The following is a 21,214-nucleotide window of genomic DNA, read 5'->3' on the forward strand; positions in this document are numbered from 1 at the left end:
CAGGTAGCAGGAGCAGGTGAGCAGGTGAGCAGGTGGGCCGATGGGGCAGGGGCACGGCCGGTCGGGCGATCGGACCACCGGCTCGCCGGTCTGCCGGTTCGGTCAGCTCGTCGGCGCTGCGTACCGCTGACGCAGCTCCGCCTTGCGGACCTTGCCGGTCAGGGTCTTGGGGAGCGCCGGCAGCAGTTCCAGGCGGTCCGGGAGGAAGCGGTCGCCCTGGCCCGACTCCCGCAGGTGGGTGCGGATGTCGTCGAGGGACGGGTTCGCGCCGCCGCTCGGGACCACCACCGCGCAGATCGTGGCCCCGCCCGGCGCCGTCGCCGACGGCAGGCCCACCACCGCGGCCTCCACCGCCTTCGGGTGGCTGCCGATCAGCGCCTCCAGCTCCGTCATCGGCGCCACCGAGCCGTCGCGGACGATCGCGTCGCGGGCCCGGCCGATGATGCGGATGCCACCTCGGCCGTCGTCCCGCGCGAGGTCCCCGGTGTCGAACCAGCCGTCCGCGCCCAGCTCCGCCGCGAACGCCTCCTCGCGCCGGTGGTAGCCGAGCGCCAGGGACGCGCCGCGCACCTTCAGCCGGCCCACGTGATCGCTCTCGCCGTCGATGCCATGGGGGTCCCCCCGTTCGAGCGAAGCCGAGAGTGGGGGAGGGTCGATACGGGTCTCCATGGAGTCGATGGCGCTGCCGTTGCTGTGCGCCGCCCAGTCGTCGGGGTCCGTGGGCCGCGTCATGGTCACCGGACCGTTCTCCGACATGCCCCACAGGGAGTGGGCACGGGCACCGAGAGTCTCGTGGACCTCGGCCGACAGGTCCGCGAGAACCGGCGCGGAGCCGATCACCACGTGCCGCAGCGAGCTCGTGTCCCGCCGCTCGGCCCGCTGCGAGGCGGCCACGTCGGCGAGCGTGGCGGGCGGCCCGTACAGGAGCGTGGCGCCGTAGCGCTCCACCAGGTCGAGCAGCGTCTCGTTCCTGCGGATGTCCTGGAAGGCCACCGTGCCGCCGAGCATGACGCCCGCGAGGACACCCTGCGCGAAGCCCGAGTAGTGGACGAGCGGCGTGGACACGGCGGCGACCCAGTCGTCGCCGAGTCCGAAGGCGTCCACGTAGCCGCGTACGGCCGAGTGGACCGTGTTCTGACTGTGCAGCACCCCCTTGGACTCGCCCGTCGTGCCGGAGGTGAACAGGACGACGAACGGCTCGTCGGCCGTCAGCGCGAGGCCGTCCAGGTCGCGGACCCGGTGCTCCTCGCGGGCCGTGGCCACGAAGTGGTCGTGGAAGGACAGGGCGCCCTCGGGTGCCTGCCCGTCCACCACCAACACATGCTGCAGGGAGGGGAGTTCCTCCTTCAAACCGGTGACGATCTCCGCCAGCGGCGTGCCCGACCACTCCGGGAGCGTGACGCACACCCGGGCCTCGGTGAGGACGAGGCGGTGGCGCAGCTCGTCCTCGGGGCAGATCGGGGAGATCGGACAGATGACGGCGCCGACCCGCAGGGAGGCGAACATCAGCGCCACCATCTCCCACCGGTTGGGCAGCTGCACGGCGACGAAGTCACCGCGCCGCACACCGAGTTCGAGCATGGCCAGCGCGAATCGGTCGGTCAGCCGGGCCAGTTCGGCGTAGTCGAGGGTGTCGGTGCGGGACTCGGCGATCCGACGGCCCGCGATGGCGAGCTTGTGCGGCCGTGTCCGTGCCTGGCGGTGCAGGTCGTCGAGGAAGGTTTCGTCCCGCCACCAGCCCCGGCGCCGGTACTCGGCCGCCCGCTCCTCGGGGGACAGGCCCGCCGGGTCGGCGTGCGGGGTCGGGCCCGTGGCGGCGCGACTCGTCGCCGCCGTGCTCATCCGCGCTCCTTCCCACGGACGTGGAGCAGCTCGGGCAGCGGGTCGCCCGGACGTCCGGCGGCGATCTCCAGCAGGTCCCGGGTGTTCTGGCGGACCCGGTCGCCGACCCAGTCGAAGACCCACGCCTTGCGGGCCTTGGCCGCCAGGTCGAAGGGCACGACGCGGGTGACGGCCAGGGCGGCCGAGCCGGCGCCGCCGATGTTGGCGATCACGCCCGGCACCACGAAGGCGCCCGAGGCCCGTATCTTCTCGCGCGCCTCGGCGGTGGAGGCGATGTTGGCGCCCTCGACCACCAGGCCGGAGCGCAGCCGGTGCGCGTTGTCCGCGTTCAGCGCGTACTTCTGCGCTGCCAGGACCAGCAGGTCGGCGTCGATGTCGAGCCAGGCGTCCGGCTCGGCGGTGACGGTGGCGTGCTGCGGCAGCCGGGAGCGGTCGATCCGCCCGAACTCGTCGGTGATCGCGACCAGATCGGCGACCGGTAGCCGGTCGGCCCTGATGGTGCCCTCGACGTCGGCGACGCCCACGATCACATGTCCCCGGTCCTCCAGGAACCGCGCCACCGCCCGGCCCACCGCGCCGAAGCCCTGCACCACGACCCGGGCCGACCTGGTACGGCCGCTCTCCTCCAGGGCGGTGACCGCCGCGACCCCGACGCCGTGCCCGGTGCAGTCGATCAGCGGCTCGTAGTAGGTGCGCCAGTCGATCGGCATGTCCGGGGCGCCCAGCCGGTACCGGGGGTCGTAGCCGGCCTCGGCGAAGAACACCGCCCGGTCCGCCGGGGTGACGCCCATGTCGATACCGAGGTGGATACCGCCGTGCAGCAGCGGCTTCACCGTGCGGCCGAAGGTGCGGAAGGTCTCCTCGCGGTCGCTGCCGTCGGAGACGATGCCACCCTTGGCGCCGCCGATGGGGAGCCCGGCGAGCGTGAACTTCTGGGTCATGTCACGGGCGAGGTCGGCCACCTCCTCCTCGGTGACCCCCGGCGTCATCCGCACACCGCCCATGGCCAGGCCGTCGTACAGCGAGTCGACGACCACCCAGCCCTTGAGGGTGCCGCCGCTGCCGTTCAGGTGGACCGTGAACGCGGGGTCCTGAGGCTCTTCCGGTTCAGTCGATGCCGGTTCACTCGATGCCAGTTCACTCATTGCCAAGTCCAAGTCCTTGAGTACGGGGAGTACGTGGATGAAGTCGGGGGTGTGCTCGGCGCGTCGTCACTGGTAGAGCTGGGCGAAGCCGCGCAGGATCTCCAGGCCGTCGCTGCGGAACTCCAGATGCGCCTGGGCGCCGAAGACGCGGCCGTCGTCGGAGCGCAGGAACTCCACGGGCGCGTGCTCGGAGCGGCCGATGGAGCGGAAGCCCTCCGGTGCTTCCCGGAGGTAGAGGGTGTGCCGGTGGAAGACCGTCACCGTCGGCTTCACGTAGGTGAAGAGCGGCTCGGACTTGTCGACCTGTGCCTCATGGCCGCCGACCCGCTGCGGTCCCTCGGCGAGCCGGCCGCCGGCCGCGACCGCGAGGATCTGCATGCCGCCGCAGATCCCGAAGACCGGGACGTCGGAGCCCATGACGAGGTCCACCAGCGGCCTGTAGTGGTCGCGGTCGTAGGCCCGCACCTTGGTGCCGCTCAGGACGATCGCCTGGTAACGGCCGTCGAGCCGGGCGGGCACGGACGCCGCGTCGACCACCTCGGTGTCCGAGCCCAGCTCCTCGAACCGCTTGCGGAGCTGCTTCAGCGACAGCGTTCCGTTGTTGACGACGAGTACACGGGAGTGCGCCACGTACTTGCTCCTCAGCTGCGTGTGATGACGGTGCCGGTGCGGGCGGCGAGCAGGTCCGTGACGGCCGCGCTGCCGATGACGACGCGCTCCACGCCTGCGTCCAGGGCCTCGCCGGCGGCGCGTAGTTTCTTGCGCATGCCGCCGGTGGCGCCCTTGTCGCGGAAGGCGGCCGCTGCCTTCGCGGTGATCCGGCGCACCGGCTCCCCGTCGATCAGCAGATGGGCGACGTCGGTGACGAGCACCAGGTCGGTGGCGCCCGTGGCGCCGGCGATCGCGGCGGCGGCCCGGTCGGCGTCGGTGTTGACCTCCTGGCCCGCCGCGTTCCTGGCCAGCGGGGTCACGAGATAGGCGTGGCCCGGCTGGAGATTCTTCAGCGCCGAGGGGTCCACCCCGGTGATCGGGCCGACGAGGTTCTCCAGCTCGACGAGCTGCTTGTTCTGCCACCACCAGCGCTCGCCCTCGCCGGCGGTGACCAGTCCGTCGCTGCCGAGGAGACGTTCCGCGGTGATGCCGCGCTTCTCGAGGCGGCCGAGGACGTCTTCGCCGAGCCGGGCACTGACGGTCTTGATGTCGGTGATGACGTCGGGGGTGGTCCAGCGGCTCTGGTTGCCGTAGCGGTCGCGGAGGATCGCGGACGGCTCGCTGTAGCGCGGGCTGAGCTGCCTGAGCGGCTTGGACCAGCCGTGCACCAGGACCAGCGGCCGCTCCTGCCCGTGCCGGGCCAGGTCGTCCCACCAGTCGCCGGCGAGATCGTCCAGGCAACTGCCGCCCAGCTTCACCACGGTGGGCGTGCGCTCGGGTGCCCTCTCGCTCATGCCGGCATCACCGGTTGCATCGTCAGGCCCGTCTCCACGGGCAGTCCGAACCGGATGTTGGCCGCCTGCACGGCTTGGCCCGCCGCGCCCTTGACCAGGTTGTCGAGGGCCGCGAGCACGACGATCCGGCCGCCCTCGTCATCGTGAAGCACCGTCACGTCGCAGTAGTTGGAGCCCAGCACCGCCTGCGGGTCCGGCACCGGGATCAGCGTCTCGGTGTGCCGGCGCACCCGCACGAAGCGGTGCTCCTTGTAGAAGCGGACATACGCCCGCTGCAGCTCGCGCTGGTCGACGGGGTCGTCCGTGAAGACGTAGGAGCTGGTGAGCAGGCCGCGCACATGCGAGACGCCGTACGCGGACATGCTCAGCGAGCCGACCGCGCCGGGCTTGCTGCGCTCCAGGAAGTCACCGACCTCGGCGGCGTGCCGGTGGCCGGTCGGGGAGTACGGGGTGATGGCGCCGTTGCGGAACGGGTGCAGGTCGGGGGTGCGCAGCTGCAGTCCACCGCCGCTGGAGCCGCTCTTGCCGTCCACCACCACGGTCTTGAGGTCGAGCCCGAGGCCGAGGGTGAGCGGGGCCAGGCCCAGCGTGATCGCGGTGGCGTAGCAGCCGGGCAGCGAGATGAGCGCCGCGTCCGCCAGCTGGTCGCCGATCAGCTCTGGTACGCCGTACACGAAACGGTCCGCGAGGTCGGTGCGCCGCTTGACCTTCGGGTACCAGCGGTCGTGCAGCTCGGGCGTGCGGATACGGAACGCGCCGCTGAGGTCCACGACGGCCGGCACCCGGTCCGCGAGCAGTGCGGCCAGCTCCGCCGACACCGGCGCCGGGGTGGCCAGGAAGAGGACGTCGACCTGGTCGGCGACCTCCTCGGTGACCGGCTGCACCGTCAGGCCCAGGTCGAGGCGGAGCCCCGGGTGCAGTTCGGCGGGGCGGCGGCCGATGTTGGAGGAGCCGCCGAGGAAGGTCAGCTCCAGATCGGGATGTTGGGTGATGAGCCGGATGAGATCGCCGCCGGCGAGCCCGGAGGCGCCGACGACTCCTGCACGGATCACGCGATCAGCTCCTGGACGTGACGGGCGACGGCCGACGGGATGTCCGCCCCGGTCGCCGAGGCCACCGCCCGGAATCCGGGGGCGTGGTTGACCTCGTTGACGACGTAACCGTCGGGGGTGCCGAAGAGGTCGACCCCGTACAACCCGGGCCCGAGTTCGGCCACCACTCCGTCGATGATTTTCAGTACGTCGGGGTCGTGGGCGACGGCGCGGCTGCTGTTGCCGAGCGCCGCGTTGTTGCGCCAGTCGGTGCCGCCGGAGGCGAACTCCGCAGCGCCGACCAGCTCGTTTCCGACGACCAGGCAGCGCACCGAGGTGCCGCCGCCCAGGTATGGCTCGACCAGGCAGGCCTGCTCGAAGGCGTGCCCGAGGTCCTCGACGTAGTCGTACACGGACTGGGCGGTGTCGGTGTGCCGGAGCAGTGTGACGCGCTTGCCCATGCCGCCGTAGACCGGCTTGAGGACCAGCGGCAGCTCCAGTTCTTCGAGGGACTTCTCGAAGTCCCTGCGGGACAGCACGAGCCGGTGGTCCGGCACGGGCACGCCGGCGGTGCGCAGCACGGTGCGCAGGACCGCCTTGTTCTCGCAGGCGTGCACCGCCCTCGCCGTGTTGAGGACCGGCACTCCGGCCGCCTCGGCGAGGGTGGCGATCAGCCCGCCGCGGGTGTAGCTGCGGCTGCGCAGCAGCAGGGCGTCGTAGTCGCGCACGGACGGGGCGTCCGGGTGACCGAGGCACAGGGACTCGTCGTTGACCCACTCGATGGCGAGGCCGAAGTCCGGCCCGATCCTGATCAGCTCACGTTCCTCCCAGCTGATCCGGTCCGCGACGAGGGCGACAGACCTTGAGGGCTCCGTCATCTCACTGACCCCAGTCGCGCAGCTGGACCTCGACCATCTGCAGGCTCAGCCGGCCGTCCTGGACGTGCTCGACGCGCAGCGTGAGCATGCACTCGGGGCACGAGAGGGTCTCCCCTCGGTCGATCGGCGGCACGGTCAGATCGGTCTCGCACTCGGGGCAGCTGCCGTTGAGGGTGGCGGTGGGCATGAGTCAACTCCGTTACGTGGTGCGGGAAAGGAGGGAGAAGGGTCAGGCGGCCTGGAAGTCGATGGCGGCCTTGCGGATGGCGTCCCGGTCGAGCAGCGGGGCACCGCCGCGCTCCTGGCGTTCGACGAGCCACGGCGTGAACGCGTCGACGTCGACGAAGACGCCCGAGCCGTCCAGCGCCCACTTGACGAGTGCGGGGGTGAGGCGGCTGCGAACCTTCAACTCACGTGCGTTGCCGACGAGTTCGGCGGGCAGCGTCTCGTACGCCTCGGGATGGTTGAGCTGACCCGGCAGCTCGTAGGCGAAGGCGTGCGGTGTGGTCGGCCCCGACTGGAACGCCTCACCGAGGCCGGCGCCCTTGAGCGCGACCCGTGACAGCTCGGTGAGATGGGTCAGGTCGAAGCGGGTGTCGCCGTGGATGACACGCAGTGAGGTGAGCAGCTCGGCCAGCGGCGCGTTGCCGCCGCGCTCGCCGATGCCGCCTACGGTCGCCGAGATCCACCGGGCTCCCGCGCGGACGGCGGCGAGGGAGTTGGCGACGGCCATGCCGAGCATGTTGTGCGAGTGGATCTCGATCTCGGAGCCGTCGATCGCGGTGAGATCGGCGATCACCTTCTCCATCTGCCAGGGCGACAGATACGCGACGGTCTCCGCGAGCCGGAACCGGTCCGCCCCGGCCTCGAAGCCCGCGGTGACATAGGGGACGAGCCGCTCCTCGGGGGTGCGGGCGCCGTCCTCGCCGCTGAAGGTGACGTGGAAGCCGCGCTCCTTGGCCTGCGTGATCGCCGAACGGGCCAGCGTCTGCAGGAACTTGGCGCTGGGCGAGCCGAGCTTCAGCCTGGCGTGCTGCTCGGAGGTGGGGATCGAGTACATGACGTGGCGCACGCCCAGCCGCTCGGCCTCGTCGAGGGCCTTCGCGACCTGCTGGCGGTCCCGCACCACCACGAGCGTCATGCTGCGCTCGGGGCCGACGGCCTCATGGGTGGCGAGAACGAGATCGGCGTCCTTGGCGCCCGGGCCCGACACCATGCCGACCTCGACCAGGTCGACGCCGGTCTTCACCAGCAGCCGGGCGATGGTCGCCGCGTCCTTCGGGCCGAACTCGACGCCGGCCATGTGCGCGGAATCCCGCAGGGTCGCGTCGGAGACATGGGGCAGCGCCGGTATTTCCTCGGGGATTAACTCTGTGGTCATTGCCTTCACTCCTTCAAAGGGTTCGGCAGGTCGTGGTCCATACGCTCTCCCGAACCCCGGGGCGGATCAAGAGAATTCGGGTCAGGGCTCTGTGGGGGAGTGTCAAGAAGTGTCAAGCAGGAAAAGAAATGAAAGACCGGTGTGCGTCCGATGTCATTTCAGGCGGCGGTGTCTGCCGTTGTCGTGACGCGAGTCCTACGGTGCTGGCATGGACCTTTTCTCACTGCCCCGAGTCGGGGTCGTCGTCCCGCCGGAGAACCCCACCGCGGAACCGGAGTTCAACTGTTTGCTCGGTGCCGGAATGAATGTGTACACCGCGCGTTTCCCGGTAACTCCTGGCGCGGAACTCAGGGCCATGCTGGAGACGTACAACCGTGTGCTCCCCGACACCCTCGGCGGTTTCGGCGGGATGCGCCTGGACGCCGCCGTGGTGGCCTGCAGTGCCTCGCACTATTTGCTGAACCCTGACGGCGATCGCGCGCTGTGCGACGAGTTGTCGGCACACGTGGGCTACCCCGTGGTGTCCTCGACGCAGGCGATCCTCGCGCTGTGCGAGGCACTCGGCGAGACCCGTCTCACACTCGTCTCGCCCTACGAGCCATGGCTCACCGACACGTCCCGCGCCTTCTGGGAACGGGCCGGGCTCAAGGTCGACGACGTCGTGCTCGTCCCGGCGGCGCGGAACCCGGACGGCGGCGATCTCTACGACCCCTACGAGGTGACCACGCGGGAGATCCTCCGGCGCATACGGGAGCGCCGGAGTCCCGGCGGCACCGCGTTGCTGTTCACCGGCACGGGCATGGGCACGCTCGCCGCCCTCACGGAACTCGCCCGGGAGGACACCGGCCGCCCCCTGCTGTCCTCGAACCTGGCGTCCGCCTGGTGGGCCAGGCGCGCGGCGGGGGCCGGCACGGGTGCCGCCCACCCGTTGCTGAGGCGGCTGGAGGACCGGGTGGAGTGACCCGGTGGCGTGACGAGGCGGAGGGCCCGGGGCGCGTACGGCCCTGGGCCCTCGGTATGTGCGGTACGGAATTTCTGAAATGGCTCGCGGCGTTGGTGGGACCTCGTTTCGAGCGGCTTTTCTGGAATGACGGTTCAGCTACGGTGATTCCCGAACGGCGGTTCGCCCGCAGCGGTTCAGTCCGTGAATGTTTCCGGTGCCCGGCCGGCGTGGCCGAGACGGTATCCGACGCCGCGGACCGTGATGATCCAACCACTGGATCCGAGTTTCGTCCGCAGGCTGCTCACATGCGTGTCGATGGTCCGGCTGGTCTGCGACCAGTTGATGCCCCAGACCTTCGCCATCAGCTCCTTCCGGGACACCACGGTTTCCGGATTCGCGGCGAGCATGCACAGCAGGTCGAATTCCTTCGAGGTGACGTCGACGAGCCGGTCGCGCAGGCGTACTTCCCGGGTGCGCGGGTCGATATGCAGCGGGCGCAGGGAAATGATCTGGGGGGCGGCCGACCGGGGCCGGGAGCGGCGCAGCACCGCTGCGATGCGGGCCTCTATCTCCCGGAATCCCCAGGTCTTCGTGACACAGTCGTCCGCGCCCGCCTTGAGGGCGAGGACCCGTTCCAGTTCCTCGTCGAGGCGAGTGAAGGCGATCATGGGAATGTCGCTCTCGGCCCGTAAGGACTGACACACCTCCAGGCCGTCGATGTCGGGCAGTTCCAGGGAGAGCAGGACGAGATCGGCGTCGCGGTAGATGCGCAGGGCCCGCGCGCCCGTGTCGACGCTGAGCGCGGTGTAGCCCTGCCGGCGCAGATCACGCACCATGGCTTCGGCGGCGGAGGCGTCCTGCTCCACCACGAGTACGTTGCTCACGTGCGAGGCTCCTCTTCGCGCCGTGTCAGCTCGCGGCTTCTGCCGGGGCGGCTGGGGCGGGCACCGAGGGGACCGGGCCGGGGCCGCCGGGGAGATGCCGGATGGCGTACGCGGCCGAGGCCATGGTCATGTGATGGTGCCAGCCGGGGAACGAGCGGCCCTCGAAGTCGAGCACGCCGAAGTGTTCGCGCAGCGTGGCGACGGCGGTTCGTACGGCTGTGCGGCTGCGCACGGACGCCATGACCTCCTTCACGGGCCGGTCCGTGAGGCTGGTGATCCAGTACCGTGCGGGCTGGCGTCCGTTCAGGGCCGGGTGTTTCAGAACCTGGTACCTGACCGAGTCGTCCCGGCCGGTGGTGCGCCGGGGCAGGCGCACCGTACCGGCGTAGGTGTGAATCGGCATCGCCTTGGCCGCGCTGTCTGCCGCCTGCGTGATCACCGGTGGCTGCCGGGCGTACCGGCCCTCCATCAGCTCGCCGACGGTGATGACCGTCGGGAAGTGGTCGTCGGTGAACACGACCTGGCCCGGCTCGACCTCGCAGACGATGTCGAGCCGTTGCCGGGCCAGCCCGGCCAGTACCCCGCCGGCGTCGTCGTACCGCGTCAGGTCGAGCACCCAGGGCACCTCGGGCAGCCTGGGCTCGGCGGCGACGCCGGCGGCGAAGTCGAGGACGTGGCCGCCCAGGGGGCGCGCGGTCACCGTCTCCGGTATGCGCGCCCGGAGTCTGCGCCGCCGCTCCCGTCCCCAGGTGGCGTCCAGCACCAGACTCCAGTCCACGGGGAAGCAGTGGGCGCCCGCGGACAGGAAGAGCCCCACCGCCCGCTGGCAGTTGACGGTGAGTCCGGTGACGGGGTCCGGACGGCGGTGCACGCCCACCGAGTGCTCGCCGCGCTTGGGGATGATCAGTTCGGCGACGGTCCAGGCGTACGGCGTCGTGCTCCCGGCGATTCCCAGGACGAGCCTGCGGCGGACCGGCTCCCAGTCCCATGGGCTGGCGTTGATGAACTGGTGCAGCCCCTGCGCCGCGGCCGGGGGGAGCGACTCGGTGCGTGCCATGCGCCGCGGCGTCTTCCTGCCGGTGACGTGGAGCAGGCCCCGCAGATACGCCCGGGCCCAACGGCGTTGTTCCACCCGGTGAAGCGGCCGGAAGATCTCCTCGAGGAACGTCTGCGTGCGCGCCTCTTCGCTCGTATCGGCCGCGCGTATCTCTCCTGACGACATCTGACGTCATGCCCCCTCGTCGTAGATCGCCCGCACCCGGATCAGGTGTACGGAGCATCCTCGCGGCCATAAAAATACCGTCTCGAAGGAAAATTTCACCGGCTGATCGGCGACTTCGCGACTTCGCCTTCTGACCAGTGCGAAGAGTGGCCCGGAGGGCGCGGAGGCGGGCGCAGCGCCCGGAACGGGCCTGGGCAGGCGTGTTGTCAGTGCGAGGGAAGAGGATCGCGGCAGCGACGTCAACAGTTCGTGAACAACGGGCCCGTGGCCGCCGAAGGCCGGGGGAGGTACCTTCGGCGGCCGGTCCGGGGCCCGGCCGTCAGGCGCGTCACCGGCTGGTGCCGTCCACCGGGGCGTACGTCAGGTGCCGTCCACCGGCGCGTACGTCAGGTGTGGCCCGGCAGTGCGGCCCGGCAGTGCGGCCCGGCGTGCGGGCCAGGCGTGCGGCCTGGCAGTGCGGGCCGGCGTGCGGGCCGGAGCGGGGCTCCGGGGTCTCGGGCGGCGTGCGCGCCCTCAGTGGCGTGTTCGCATCCTCGCGGTGGTTGGTGCGGAACCTCGGTAGCGCGTGGTCCCGGAACGCGTGCCCGACCGTCTCGTCCCTGCCCGCCGCGATGCCGGCGAACAACCTCGCGGTCCGCCGCGCGGAGGGACTCCAGAGAGCCTCGTCGCGCGTGAGTCATCCGTGCGCCGACGCCGGGCGCTCGGCGAGGACGGGTTCGGGGGCCGGCGGGAGCCGGTGGCCGATGGTGTGGCCGTGCGGCGGTGAGAAGGCGGTGCCGGCGCGCTCCGAGAGCCCACCGACGCGTATGGGGATTCTTCCGGCCCGCGGGTCTGCCGATCGGATCCGTTCTCCGGGCGGACGGGCGCCGGCACCCCGACGGCCCCCGAACTCCCCGTGGCGGAGGGATGTCCGAGGGCCGTCCGACGTCCTACGCGTCGCCGGGCCGCTTCGCGGGGAAGCCGTGGCCGCGGGAGAGGACGACGACCGCGAGCACCGGCAACAGGAGCAGCAGCATGGTCCAGGGGAAGGAGTCACTGCCGATCTGGTCGAGCAGGACGCCGCCGATGATGCCGCCGGCCGCCATGGCGACGTTCCACAGCGTGACCAGCATCGCCTGGGCCGCGTCGGCGGAGTCGCCGCCGGCGTCGCCCGCGGCGGTCTGCAGCAGCGTGGGCACGCCGCCCCAGCCCAGGCCCCACAGGAGTGCGGCGAGGTAGACCAGGGCGGTGTTGTCGGCGAGTACCGCCAGCAGCGCCGCGGACACGGCGACCAGCAGGGTGCTGGCGATGGTCAGCGCGCGCAGTCGGCGGTGGATCTGGGCGCCCACGATCCAGATGCTCAGCAGCGAGGCGCCACCGAACGCGAGCAGCACCAGGTCGGTGTCGCCGCCCAGGCCCAAGTCCTTCAGGAACGTGGCGACGTAGGCGTACAGGATGGTGTGGGCCAGGACGAAGACCAGCGTGACGAACAGGACCGGGACCACGCCCGGGACGCGCAGCGCGCCCAGCATCTTCGGACGCTCGCCGCGCTCCTGCCCGGGGTAGTCCGGCACGGCCGCGAAGATCCACAGCAGCAGCACCACTGTGAGCCCTGTCATCGCCAGGAACGCCGTGCGCCAGCCGAGCGTCTCGCCGAGGAAGGTGCCGGCCGGGACGCCGAGCGAGAGCGCCACCGGAATACCCGCCATGGCGACGGCGATCGCCTTGCCCTGCAGCGGGACGGGTGCCATACGCCGCGCGTACCCGGCGAGCAGGGCCCAGGCCAGACCGGCGGCGACACCCGCGACGAATCGCGCCACCATCGTCAGGCCGTAGTCCGACGACACGGCCGTGACGGTGTTGGCCACGGCGAAGCCCGCCATGGCGGTCAGTAGCAGCGCCTTGCGCCGCCAGGCCGAGGTGGCCGCAGTGAGCGGGATCGCGGTCAGGGCGGTGCCGATCGCGTAGATCGTCACCGTCTGGCCGGTCGCGGACTCGCTCACCTGGAGGTCGTCGCTCATCGCGGGGAGCAGACCTGCCGGAAGGGTCTCGGTCAGGCTGGTGATGAAGACAGCGGTGGCGAGGGCCAGCAGGGCGAAGAGCGGGAGCTTCTGTCGCTCCTCTCCGCCGGCCTTCGCATCGGGGGCGGCTCGGGTGTCCTTGCCGGCCGGGGCCGTGGTGTCTGGTGAGGTGCTCATGTCATGAACTCCGGATCTTCTGGGGACGGGGTGCGTCCGGGGCTTCGGGTGCGGTCGGCGCGTACCTGGACGTCAGGCACTAGGGGTGGCCGAGGCCGCCGTCGACGGGGAGCCGGGCGCCCGTCGTGAACGTCGCGTCCGTGGCGAGGAACAGTGCGGCTCGGGCCACCTCCTCGGCGGACCCGAGTCGGCCCAGCGGCGGCAGGGGTGCGGCGGCGCCCGCCGGCGCCTCGATACAGCTCGGGGCGACGGCGTTGACACGGATGCCGCGGGAGACGAGTTCGGCGGCCAGCGCCCGCACGGAGGCCGGGGTCGGGGCGGCGGCGGTGAGTACGACGGCGCCTCCGTCCTCCAGATGCGGTAGCAACGGACGCACCGTCGGCACGGCATCGGCGAACACGAGGTCGAGGCAGGCGCCGGGCCCGAGGGCGATGCCGCCGCCGGGGCCGAGGGCGATGCCGCCGCCGGGCCCGAGGGCCGACTCGATGGCATCCGGGTCAACCACCCGCGCGGCGGAGCCCAGTTCGGCGCTCGCCCGCGCCCGCTCCTGCGCGGTGCCCGCGGCCAGCAGCACCTCCGCGCCGCCCTCCACCAGGCGCTTGGCGATGGCCAGACCGATCCCGGTGCCCTGGCCGACGACCACGGCCCTTCTGCCCGCGTACCTGGTCATGCCTACCGCTCCCTCCTGATGGCGCCGCCGCCGGGCGTTCCACGTCATCCGGCGGGAACGACTCTGCGCGCCGGCGCTTCGGGAAGACTTCGGAGCCGCTGACGGTCCGCTGACGGCCGACCGTCAGCTCCCTGCGCCCGGGGCGGCCGTACCCGGCCCTGTACGGTTGCTCGCATGCGGTTTGGGGTGCTCGGGCCACTTGTGGTGTGGGACGACGACGGGGAGGCGGTCAGGGTCCCCGAGCTCAAGGTCCGGGCACTGCTCGCGGATCTGATCGCGCACGACGGGAAGCCGGTCTCCGCCGACCGCCTCGTCCACGACCTGTGGGGCGACGACCTGCCGGGCAAGCCGGCCGGCGCCCTCCAGGCCAAGGTCTCCCAACTGCGCCGGGTCCTCGGCCGGGACCGTGTCGTACGGCAGGCTCCTGGCTACCGCCTGCGGCTCGACCCCGCGATCGACGAGGTGGACGCCGACCGGTTCCATGCCCTCGTCGCCGAGGCCCGTCCTGCCCGGGACCCGCGCGCACGGGCCGCACTGCTCACCGAGGCCCTCGACCTGTGGCGGGGGCCCGCGTACGCGGACTTCGCGGACGAGGAGTTCGTACGAGGCGCCGCGCGGCGCCTCGCCGAACAGCGGCTGTCCGTGGTGGAGGAGCAGGCCGAGGCCCGCCTCGACGCCGGGGACCATGTGCTCCTCGCCGGTGAACTGGCCGACCTGGTGGCCCGGCACCCCCTGCGGGAACGCCTGCGTGCCCTTCAGATGCGGGCGCTCTACGTGGCCGGCCGCCAGAGCGAGGCCCTCTCGTCGTACGAGGCCCTGCGCTCCCGTCTCGCCGAGGACCTTGGCGTCGACCCGAGCCCCGCGCTGAGCGCCCTCCACCGGGCGGTGCTGCGCCAGGACCCGGGGTTGGACCAGACGTTCCCCACCGTGCCGGCTGGGTCGACATCGGCGGTGACCGGCACGGTTGCGGCGGCATCCGGTTCGGGTGCGACGGCGCACCGTTCGGCCGCGACCGGTCCGGCATCGGCGGCGACCGGTCCCGCGACCGCCGCGACCGCCACCGCCGAGGCGGCTCCCGGCGGCGGCGGAGCGGCCCACGGCACCGCCGTGCCCGGACCCCACACGCCCGCGACCGTGCCCGGTACCACCGCGACGCCCCCTGCCCTGCCCGCCACGGAGCCGAATCCGCCCACCAGAACCCCCCACTCGAACCTCCCTGTTCCCCTCACCCCCCTCATCGGCCGCAGCGAAGCCCTCACCCACCTGGGCCAACTCCTCGCCCACGCCCGCCTGGTGACGCTCACCGGCCCCGGCGGCGTGGGCAAGACGCGGCTCGCGGTGGCGGCGGCCGACACGGCGAAGGCGGACGAACTTCCCGACGGTGTCTGGCTCGTGGAGTTCTCCGGTGTCCGGGCCGGTACCGCTGCCGACCTCGCCCAGGTCGTGGCCTCCGCCCTCGGCATCCGGGACGACGCCCCGTCCGCACCGCCGGGAACCGGGGCAGGAGCACCCTCCCCGGCGCACCGCCTCGCCGACGTCCTGCGGGACCGCCGTGTGCTGCTCGTCCTGGACAACTGCGAGCACGTCGTCGACGGCGCCGCCGAACTCGCCGAGCTGCTGCTGCACACCGCCCCTGGCCTGCGGGTCCTGGTCACGAGTCAGGAACCGCTCGGCCTGGCGGGCGAGGCCGTGTTCCTCGTGGAACCGCTCCGTACCGACGCCGCCGTGCGGCTGTTCACCGAGCGTGCCGCCGCCTCCGCCCCCGGCTTCCCGCCCGACCCGGACGCCGCCGACCCGGCCGATCGCTCCGCCGTCGCCGAGATCTGCCGCCGCCTCGACGGCATCCCGCTCGCCCTGGAGCTCGCCGCCACCCGCGTACGCGCCCTGGGTGTAAGAGAGCTGGCGGTCCGGCTCGGTGACCGGTTCCGCATCCTGACCGCCGGGCAGCGGGGTGCGCCCGCCCGTCAGCAGACCCTGCGGGCGATGATCGACTGGAGCTGGGAGCTGCTCAGCGCGCCCGAACGCATCGTGCTGCGCCGCCTCGCCGTGCACAGCGACGGCTGCGACCTGGCCGCCGCCGAAGCGGTGTGCGCGGGCGACGGCGTGGCCCGCGAGGAGGTGCTCGACCTGGTGACGCGGCTCGTCGACCGGTCCTTCGTGGTGGTCGTGGCAGGCACGACCGGGCCTCGCTACCGGCTCCTGGAGTCCGTCGCCGCGTATGCCACGGAACGGCTGCACGAGATGCAGGATCTCACCGCCGTACGCGACCGCCATCTGCACCACTACCTCGCGCTCGCCGAGTGTGCCGAGTCCCGGTTGCGCTGTGCGGGCCAGCGGGCCTGGCTGGCCCGGCTGGACGCGGAGACCGGCAATCTGCGCGCGGCGCTCGACGAGGCGGTGCGTCGCGCCGTCGCCGGACGGACCGACGAGGCCGTACGACTCGCCACCGCCCTGTCCTGGTGGTGGCTGCTGCGCGGCCGTCTCACCGAGGCGCGCCGCAACCTGTCGACCGTCCTCGCCGCCACCCCCGACGCGGCCGCCCCCGAACTCGCCCTGCTGCACGCCGCGTTCGCGCTCCTCACCGGCGACCACACCGACGCGGCGGCCGTCGTGGCGGCCGACGCCGTCTCTGATCCCGTACGCCGGGCCCGCGCCCTCTGGCTGTGTGCGTACGGCCTGTTCAGCGCGGGCGAGGCGACCGCCAGCGCGGAGCTGAACGCAACGGCGCTCGCCCTCTTCGACACCGCGGGCGAGCAGTGGGGCACCGCCGCCGCGCTCGGCCTTCGGGCCACCCTCGCCCTGGTCCGCGGCGACCTCGACGCGCTCGGCCGGGACGGGCTGCGTAGCGCCGGACTCTTCGGTGAACTGGGTGATCAGTGGGGTGAGTTGCAGACCGTGTCACCGCTCGCCGCGCTCGCCGAGATCAAGGGCGAGTACGACGAGGCGGCCCGCCTGCAGCGGGAAGGGCTGCGCATGGCACGGGAACTGGGCCTGGAGGCGGAGGTGTCGGCGCGACTGTCCGGGCTCGGCCGCCTCGCGCTGCTCGCCCACGACTGGGAACAGGGCCGCGCCCTGCACGAGCAGGCCCGCCGAATCGCAGCCGAACAGGGTTACAAGTACGGCGAGATCCACTCCGAGATGGGTCTCGCACTCGGCGCACGCCGCTCCGGCGACCTCGACGCGGCCGAGGCCCACCTGTGGCACCTTCGTGACGGCTACGCCGACGTCTCCTCGGAGGCGGGCGACCATCTGCTCCTCGCCGAGCTCGGCTTCATCGCCGAACTCCGCGGCGACGCCGACCGGTCCGTCCGTCATCACCTGCGAGGCCTGGATGTCGCCCGCTCCCTCGCCGAGCCACGCGCGCTCGCCCTGTCCCTGGAGGGCCTGGCGGGCGCGGCGGCACTACGAGGGTGCGGGCCGGCCGCCGAGTGTGCCGCGCTGCTGCTCGGGGCGGCGGACGCGGCCCGCCGGGGCGCGGGCGCCCCGCTGCCGCCCGCCGAGCGCGGCGACGTCGACCGGGTCACGGCCGCGGCACGGGCGGCCCTGGGCGGCCCCGCCTTCACTCAGGCGTTCGATCGGGGTGCGCGGCTGACCACGGAGGACGCGGTGCGGCACGCTCGTACGGCACTCGGCCGGCCGAAGGACGCCCGGCCGACCGGTTGAGAACCCGTCCGTGGTGGCGCCGTCCGGAGCCTCAACATCGGCGTGGCGCGGACGGACACAGCTCGATGTCCTCCTCGGCCGACGGAAGGATCGTCCGCACCAGGTCGGTGGTGCGCTCCACCAGGTCGGCACGGTTGCCGAGCACCCACGAGATGTGCTGGGCGCCGAAGAACGCGGAGACCAGGACGGTGGCGAGCGTGTCGGCCGGCGGGAGGTCGACCCGCGCCTCCGCCGCATGGTCCTTGGCCAGCCATGAGGTGATCCGCTCGGTGTACGCCTCGTACGGCAGCGGGAGCCGGACATCGATCAGCTGCCGCTCCAGCTGCAGCCGCGCGCCGGCCTGGATGACCGTCTCGTCCCGGAAGGCCGTGGCGGTCCGGAGCAGGAGTTCGGCGACGGCGCCGACGGGAGGGAGGGTCAACTGCTCCACGGCGTCCGCGATTTCGCCGATCCGGCGGTAGAACTGCTCCGTCACCGCGAGCGCGAGCGCGTCCTTGTTCTCGTAGTGGAAGTAGACGGCGCCCTTCGTCATCCCGGCCGCTTCGGCCACGTCCAGGATGGTGACCGCGGGATAGCCCTTTGCCGCGAACGCCTGGGCGGCGGCCGAGAGCACGCGCTCCCTCGTCCGTACCGCTCGTTCTTGCTTCAGCTCCCGTGCGCCCGCCGGGAGTTGAGGGGTGAGGGCTTTACCGGCCATTCCCATGGTGATCCACTTTCCGCTCTTCTTAAGAAACCTGCTCGAAGGTATATTTGATGCAGGGGAAGGCATCACGCCTGCCCTGAGCTCTATGGGGAGAGCCGATGCATCAACGCCCACTGCGGAGAGGCAATTCTGGCGACCCGCTCCGTCCGGGTCCGGAGTTCGACTTCCAGCGGACGGTGTCCAGACGGCTCGTGCACCGGGCCGCCGTGGCCGAAGTTTTCGTCACGGACGCGATGGTGCTGAGCGAGGACCACTTCCTGGTCGGCAGCCAGTGGCCGCGCGACCACGCGCTCTACCATCCCGACACCCATCGCAGGAGCGACCCCCTGCTGTTCTCCGAGACGATCAGGCAAGCGCTCGTCTACCTCGCCCACTGGCACTACGGAGTTCCGCTCACCCACCGCTTCGTGGGGTACGACATGGACTTCGAGATCACCGACCCGGGTGCCCTGTGCGTGGGCGGCCTGCCGATGCCGGTGGAGATGGAGGCGCGCTGGCAGTGGACCGACCGCCGACCGCCCCGCCGCTACGGCGCCCGGATCGAGGTCGCGCTCTCCGTCGGCGGCCGGAGCTGTGGCCGGGGCAGCCTGCGGGTCGTGGCGCTCGACGAGCGCAGCTATCGGATCATCCGTGGCCGTGTCGGCCGGGCCGAGTCCACCGTCGCCGAGGAACCACGCAGGTGCGTGGAGCCGGGCCGGGTCGGCCGGCTGCGGAACAAGGACAGTGTGCTGGAGCCGGGTCCGACGGCCGGCGAGTGGCTGCTGAGGCCGGATCCCGATCACGCCATCCTGTTCGACCACCCCACCGACCATCTGCCGCTGATGGTGCTGCTCGAGGGGTTCCGCCAGCTGGGGCACTTGACGACGCATCCGGCGGCGCCGCGGCCGGGCGGCCCCGCGTTCACCCTCGTGTCGGCGGCCGTGGACTGTCTGGCCTTCGGGGAACTCGACCTGCCCACCCGCCTCGCCGTACTCGAGGACGAGACCGCCGGGGAGGAGCGGGCCGGGCGCCGGCTGCGGCTCGACGCGCTCCAGGGGGACACGCTGATCGCGAGCTGCGCCTCGGTGTGGGCTCCGGTGCGGCTCGCGACGGCAGGGGAACGGCCCGTCGGTCTGCCCGTGCCCTGTGCGTAGAGCCAGAGTCTGAGGGCCGACGCCGCCGTCCGACGCGGGGATGCGACAACATCCCATGCCCCGCCTCCTTCTGTCGTTCCGGGCAGGGTCGGCATTTCGGCCGCTTATATACGTTCGAGAAGGAATGATACTGGAGGATGGCGAAAACCCGAAGGTCCCGCAGGCGCACGTTCCGTGCAGGTGGCGCCACTCATCGGCACACGCGACGTCGGCAACTGAGGGGAAGTCATGATGACTCAGGCTGAAGTGCGACAAGTTCCGGCCACGCCGCGCGGCCGGCCCGAGGGGCTGCGGGCGGAAGCCGTGCGGTGGGCGGCCGACCTGGCCGTTCAGGACACGAGCGAGGCTCGGCGCGAGCGGCGGTTGACGGCCGGGACGGTCGCTGCCCTGGAGACGGCGGGCTTCGCGCGTCATTTCGTCCCGCGGCGCTGGGGCGGCGACGAAGGGTCGTTCGGCGAGGTGTTCCGGGCATCCGTCGCGGTGGGGGAGGCGTGTGCCTCGGCGGCGTGGTGTGCCGTCCTGTGGGCGGCGCACGGGCGGTTCGCCGCGCTGCTGCCCGAGAAGGGGCAGTGGGAGATCTGGGGCAAAGGCCCCGACGTCCGGATCGCCGCCGTCCTCATGCCGTCGGGGAGCGCGTCCAGGGTGCCCGGAGGATGGCTGCTCCAGGGTGAGTGGAATCTGGCCAGCGGCATCCACCATGCCCACTGGGTGCTGCTGGCCGCGCCGGAAGCCGATGGGCCGGGTCGTCCGGCACGTGTCTTCGCCGTCCCCCGAAGCCTGGTGACCGTCCGCGACACCTGGAACGCCACGGGCCTGCGCGCCACCGGCAGCAACACGGTCGTCCTCGACCGGGCCGTGGTGCCCGACAGCCGCAGCGTTTCCTTCGCCACGCTGCTGACCGGCGCGGAGGGCCTGCCCCGGTGTCACTCGGCGCCCGCCCATCTCGCGGGCGGGCTCATGTTCTGCGCGCCGGCGGTGGGCGCCGCCCGCCGGGCCCTGGCCCTCTGGACCCGCTGGGCCAGGACGGCCGCCCTCGATGCTGTACGGCCCCTGGACCGTCCGTCGGTGCAGGAGCGTCTCGCCCGCTCGGCCGCCGAGATCCAGGCAGCCGAGCTGATGCTGCGTACGGCCGCGGGACGGGCGGACGCGGAGCCGGTCACTGCGGAGCTGGTCGCCGCCAACCGCCGGGATGCCGCTGTGGCCGCTGACTGGCTGGCCACGGCCGTCGACCGGCTCGTCCGTACGGGTGGAGCCCATCTCCGTGACCCGGAAGGCGAGTTGCACCACCACTGGATGGACGTCCTGGCCGTCGCCTCCCACGGCGCACTGCGTCTGGAACCGGCCGCCGAGGCCTTCGCCCGCTCCCTCGACACCGGCGGAGCCGACGATGCCTGACCCGTCCGGGCCGGCGCCCCGACGGCTGGTGTTCAGCGACGTCGACGAGACGCTGCTCAGCGGCAAGAGCCTGTTCGACTTCCTGGACTTCTACTTCGCCGGGCTGCACGGCGCCGACGGAGCCCGGCACGCGGCGAGGGCCCGACGCCGCATCGCCGCCCTGGTGGCCGCAGGCGCCCCGCGCGAGGTGGGAAACCGCGTGTACTACGAGGCGTGGAAGGGCGAACGGCTGGACGACGTGACGGCCTGGGGGACCGATTGGTTCGCCCGGCGAAGCGGCACGCCGGGCTTCTACGTGCCTGCCACGCGCGCGGCGCTGCGCGCGCACCGGAAGGCCGGTGACGCTGTCGTCCTGGTGTCGGGTTCCTTCCCCGCGGTGGTGGATCCCGTCGCGGTCGACATCGGAGCCGACCATGTGCTCTGCACCCGCCAGGAGACGCGGGAAGGGATCCTGACCGGTGCCGTGGTCGGAGAGCCCTGCATCGGAGAGGGCAAGCGAAGGGCCGTACGGAAACTGGCCGAGTGTTACCCGGACATCAGCCTGTCCGACTGCTACGGCTACGGAGACCACGTGTCGGACCTACCGATGCTGTCGGCGGTCGGACACCCGGTCGTCGTCGGCGGCAGCCGGGAGTTGGTGGCGGAAATCTCCGGCGCCCGTGTGCTGCCGGCGACCGGGCCGGTCTGAACCCGTGGGACCCT

19 protein-coding genes are annotated in these 21,214 nt (G+C 72.1%); 5 read left to right on the forward strand and 14 right to left on the reverse strand.

What is annotated here, in order from left to right:
* Positions 1-102: 102 nt before the first annotated feature.
* The 8 genes from ACFU53_RS05320 to ACFU53_RS05355 all read right to left on the reverse strand — a co-directional run bounded on the left by ACFU53_RS05320 (position 103) and on the right by ACFU53_RS05355 (position 7,722).
* Entirely contained in the window at positions 103-1,842 is a 1,740-nt protein-coding gene (locus ACFU53_RS05320) for an AMP-binding protein (protein WP_383986243.1), read from the reverse strand.
* On the reverse strand, positions 1,839-2,987 hold the full coding sequence (locus tag ACFU53_RS05325) for a Glu/Leu/Phe/Val dehydrogenase dimerization domain-containing protein (RefSeq protein WP_383986245.1): 1,149 nt from the start codon (positions 2,985-2,987) through the stop codon (positions 1,839-1,841). Before ACFU53_RS05325 ends, ACFU53_RS05320 begins: the two co-directional genes overlap by 4 nt.
* 66 nt (positions 2,988-3,053) lie before the next feature.
* Complete coding sequence (locus ACFU53_RS05330) at positions 3,054-3,617, reverse strand: type 1 glutamine amidotransferase (RefSeq protein ID WP_383986247.1); 564 nt, start codon at positions 3,615-3,617, stop codon at positions 3,054-3,056.
* A gap of 11 nt (positions 3,618-3,628) precedes the next feature.
* A complete protein-coding gene (locus tag ACFU53_RS05335) occupies positions 3,629-4,432 on the reverse strand; it encodes an acetylglutamate kinase (protein ID WP_383986249.1) in 804 nt (267 codons plus the stop codon).
* Positions 4,429-5,484 carry an N-acetyl-gamma-glutamyl-phosphate reductase gene (argC, locus tag ACFU53_RS05340; protein WP_383986251.1) on the reverse strand — a complete coding sequence of 352 codons (1,056 nt, stop codon included), beginning with the start codon at positions 5,482-5,484 and terminating at the stop codon, positions 4,429-4,431. The genes ACFU53_RS05335 and argC overlap by 4 nt, the downstream gene beginning before the upstream one ends.
* Positions 5,481-6,341, reverse strand: coding sequence for a RimK family alpha-L-glutamate ligase (locus ACFU53_RS05345; RefSeq protein WP_383986253.1), 861 nt, complete (start codon positions 6,339-6,341; stop codon positions 5,481-5,483). Before ACFU53_RS05345 ends, argC begins: the two co-directional genes overlap by 4 nt.
* Before the next feature lies 1 nt (position 6,342).
* Positions 6,343-6,528, reverse strand: a complete 186-nt coding sequence (locus tag ACFU53_RS05350; RefSeq protein WP_383986255.1) for a lysine biosynthesis protein LysW — start codon at positions 6,526-6,528, stop codon at positions 6,343-6,345.
* A gap of 42 nt (positions 6,529-6,570) precedes the next feature.
* Entirely contained in the window at positions 6,571-7,722 is a 1,152-nt protein-coding gene (locus ACFU53_RS05355; protein WP_383986257.1) for an isopropylmalate synthase, read from the reverse strand.
* Between the two features lie 208 nt (positions 7,723-7,930).
* On the opposite strand from ACFU53_RS05355, the gene ACFU53_RS05360 reads away from it, so the two are divergent.
* Complete coding sequence (locus ACFU53_RS05360; protein ID WP_383986259.1) at positions 7,931-8,683, forward strand: arylmalonate decarboxylase; 753 nt, start codon at positions 7,931-7,933, stop codon at positions 8,681-8,683.
* Positions 8,684-8,859: 176 nt separating this feature from the next.
* On the opposite strand, the gene ACFU53_RS05365 is transcribed toward ACFU53_RS05360, so the two are convergent.
* The 5 genes from ACFU53_RS05365 to ACFU53_RS05385 form a co-directional block, all read right to left on the reverse strand.
* Positions 8,860-9,549, reverse strand: a complete 690-nt coding sequence (locus tag ACFU53_RS05365) for a response regulator transcription factor (RefSeq protein WP_383986261.1) — start codon at positions 9,547-9,549, stop codon at positions 8,860-8,862.
* A gap of 25 nt (positions 9,550-9,574) precedes the next feature.
* Positions 9,575-10,771, reverse strand: a complete 1,197-nt coding sequence (locus tag ACFU53_RS05370) for a transposase (RefSeq protein WP_383986263.1) — start codon at positions 10,769-10,771, stop codon at positions 9,575-9,577.
* Positions 10,772-11,099: 328 nt separating this feature from the next.
* Positions 11,100-11,396 carry a hypothetical protein gene (locus ACFU53_RS05375; protein ID WP_383986264.1) on the reverse strand — a complete coding sequence of 99 codons (297 nt, stop codon included), beginning with the start codon at positions 11,394-11,396 and terminating at the stop codon, positions 11,100-11,102.
* 304 nt (positions 11,397-11,700) lie between these two features.
* The gene (locus ACFU53_RS05380; RefSeq protein ID WP_383986267.1) at positions 11,701-12,948 is read right to left on the reverse strand and encodes an MFS transporter; all 1,248 of its coding nucleotides are present in this window, start codon (positions 12,946-12,948) and stop codon (positions 11,701-11,703) included.
* 79 nt (positions 12,949-13,027) lie between these two features.
* Entirely contained in the window at positions 13,028-13,618 is a 591-nt protein-coding gene (locus tag ACFU53_RS05385; protein ID WP_383986269.1) for an SDR family oxidoreductase, read from the reverse strand.
* 174 nt (positions 13,619-13,792) lie between these two features.
* Here ACFU53_RS05385 and ACFU53_RS05390 point away from each other — a divergent pair, with 174 nt between their 5' ends.
* Positions 13,793-17,281, forward strand: a complete 3,489-nt coding sequence (locus ACFU53_RS05390; RefSeq protein WP_383986271.1) for a BTAD domain-containing putative transcriptional regulator — start codon at positions 13,793-13,795, stop codon at positions 17,279-17,281.
* A gap of 31 nt (positions 17,282-17,312) precedes the next feature.
* Here the strand turns inward: ACFU53_RS05390 and ACFU53_RS05395 are convergent, their stop codons facing one another.
* Positions 17,313-17,978 (reverse strand): ScbR family autoregulator-binding transcription factor, encoded by a 666-nt coding sequence (locus ACFU53_RS05395; protein WP_383986273.1) that lies wholly within the window; start codon positions 17,976-17,978, stop codon positions 17,313-17,315.
* A gap of 182 nt (positions 17,979-18,160) precedes the next feature.
* On the opposite strand from ACFU53_RS05395, the gene ACFU53_RS05400 reads away from it, so the two are divergent.
* The 3 genes from ACFU53_RS05400 (at position 18,161) to ACFU53_RS05410 (ending at position 21,200) form a co-directional block, all read left to right on the forward strand.
* Entirely contained in the window at positions 18,161-19,117 is a 957-nt protein-coding gene (locus tag ACFU53_RS05400; RefSeq protein ID WP_383986275.1) for a ScbA/BarX family gamma-butyrolactone biosynthesis protein, read from the forward strand.
* Positions 19,118-19,345: 228 nt separating this feature from the next.
* Positions 19,346-20,512, forward strand: coding sequence for an acyl-CoA dehydrogenase family protein (locus ACFU53_RS05405; RefSeq protein ID WP_383986277.1), 1,167 nt, complete (start codon positions 19,346-19,348; stop codon positions 20,510-20,512).
* Positions 20,505-21,200: an HAD family hydrolase gene (locus tag ACFU53_RS05410; protein WP_383986278.1), complete on the forward strand. Its 696-nt coding sequence runs from the start codon at positions 20,505-20,507 to the stop codon at positions 21,198-21,200. The genes ACFU53_RS05405 and ACFU53_RS05410 overlap by 8 nt, the downstream gene beginning before the upstream one ends.
* The last annotated feature ends 14 nt before the right edge of the window (positions 21,201-21,214 follow it).

This window comes from Streptomyces sp. NPDC057474, from assembly GCF_042802555.1.
Lineage (GTDB): Bacteria > Actinomycetota > Actinomycetes > Streptomycetales > Streptomycetaceae > Streptomyces.

Excerpts from the sequence above, each read along its gene's own strand:
- ACFU53_RS05345 (WP_383986253.1), bottom strand. The coding sequence starts at position 6,341 with ATGACGGAGCCCTCAAGGTCTGTCGCCCTCGTCGCGGACCGGATCAGC.
- ACFU53_RS05395 (WP_383986273.1), bottom strand. The coding sequence starts at position 17,978 with ATGGCCGGTAAAGCCCTCACCCCTCAACTCCCGGCGGGCGCACGGGAG.
- ACFU53_RS05410 (WP_383986278.1), top strand. The coding sequence starts at position 20,505 with ATGCCTGACCCGTCCGGGCCGGCGCCCCGACGGCTGGTGTTCAGCGAC.
- ACFU53_RS05380 (WP_383986267.1), bottom strand. The coding sequence starts at position 12,948 with ATGAGCACCTCACCAGACACCACGGCCCCGGCCGGCAAGGACACCCGA.
- ACFU53_RS05335 (WP_383986249.1), bottom strand. The coding sequence starts at position 4,432 with ATGAGCGAGAGGGCACCCGAGCGCACGCCCACCGTGGTGAAGCTGGGC.
- ACFU53_RS05370 (WP_383986263.1), bottom strand. The coding sequence starts at position 10,771 with ATGTCGTCAGGAGAGATACGCGCGGCCGATACGAGCGAAGAGGCGCGC.
- ACFU53_RS05350 (WP_383986255.1), bottom strand. The coding sequence starts at position 6,528 with ATGCCCACCGCCACCCTCAACGGCAGCTGCCCCGAGTGCGAGACCGAT.
- ACFU53_RS05320 (WP_383986243.1), bottom strand. The coding sequence starts at position 1,842 with ATGAGCACGGCGGCGACGAGTCGCGCCGCCACGGGCCCGACCCCGCAC.
- ACFU53_RS05390 (WP_383986271.1), top strand. The coding sequence starts at position 13,793 with ATGCGGTTTGGGGTGCTCGGGCCACTTGTGGTGTGGGACGACGACGGG.
- ACFU53_RS05360 (WP_383986259.1), top strand. The coding sequence starts at position 7,931 with ATGGACCTTTTCTCACTGCCCCGAGTCGGGGTCGTCGTCCCGCCGGAG.
- ACFU53_RS05385 (WP_383986269.1), bottom strand. The coding sequence starts at position 13,618 with ATGACCAGGTACGCGGGCAGAAGGGCCGTGGTCGTCGGCCAGGGCACC.
- ACFU53_RS05325 (WP_383986245.1), bottom strand. The coding sequence starts at position 2,987 with ATGAGTGAACTGGCATCGAGTGAACCGGCATCGACTGAACCGGAAGAG.
- ACFU53_RS05355 (WP_383986257.1), bottom strand. The coding sequence starts at position 7,722 with ATGACCACAGAGTTAATCCCCGAGGAAATACCGGCGCTGCCCCATGTC.
- ACFU53_RS05405 (WP_383986277.1), top strand. The coding sequence starts at position 19,346 with ATGATGACTCAGGCTGAAGTGCGACAAGTTCCGGCCACGCCGCGCGGC.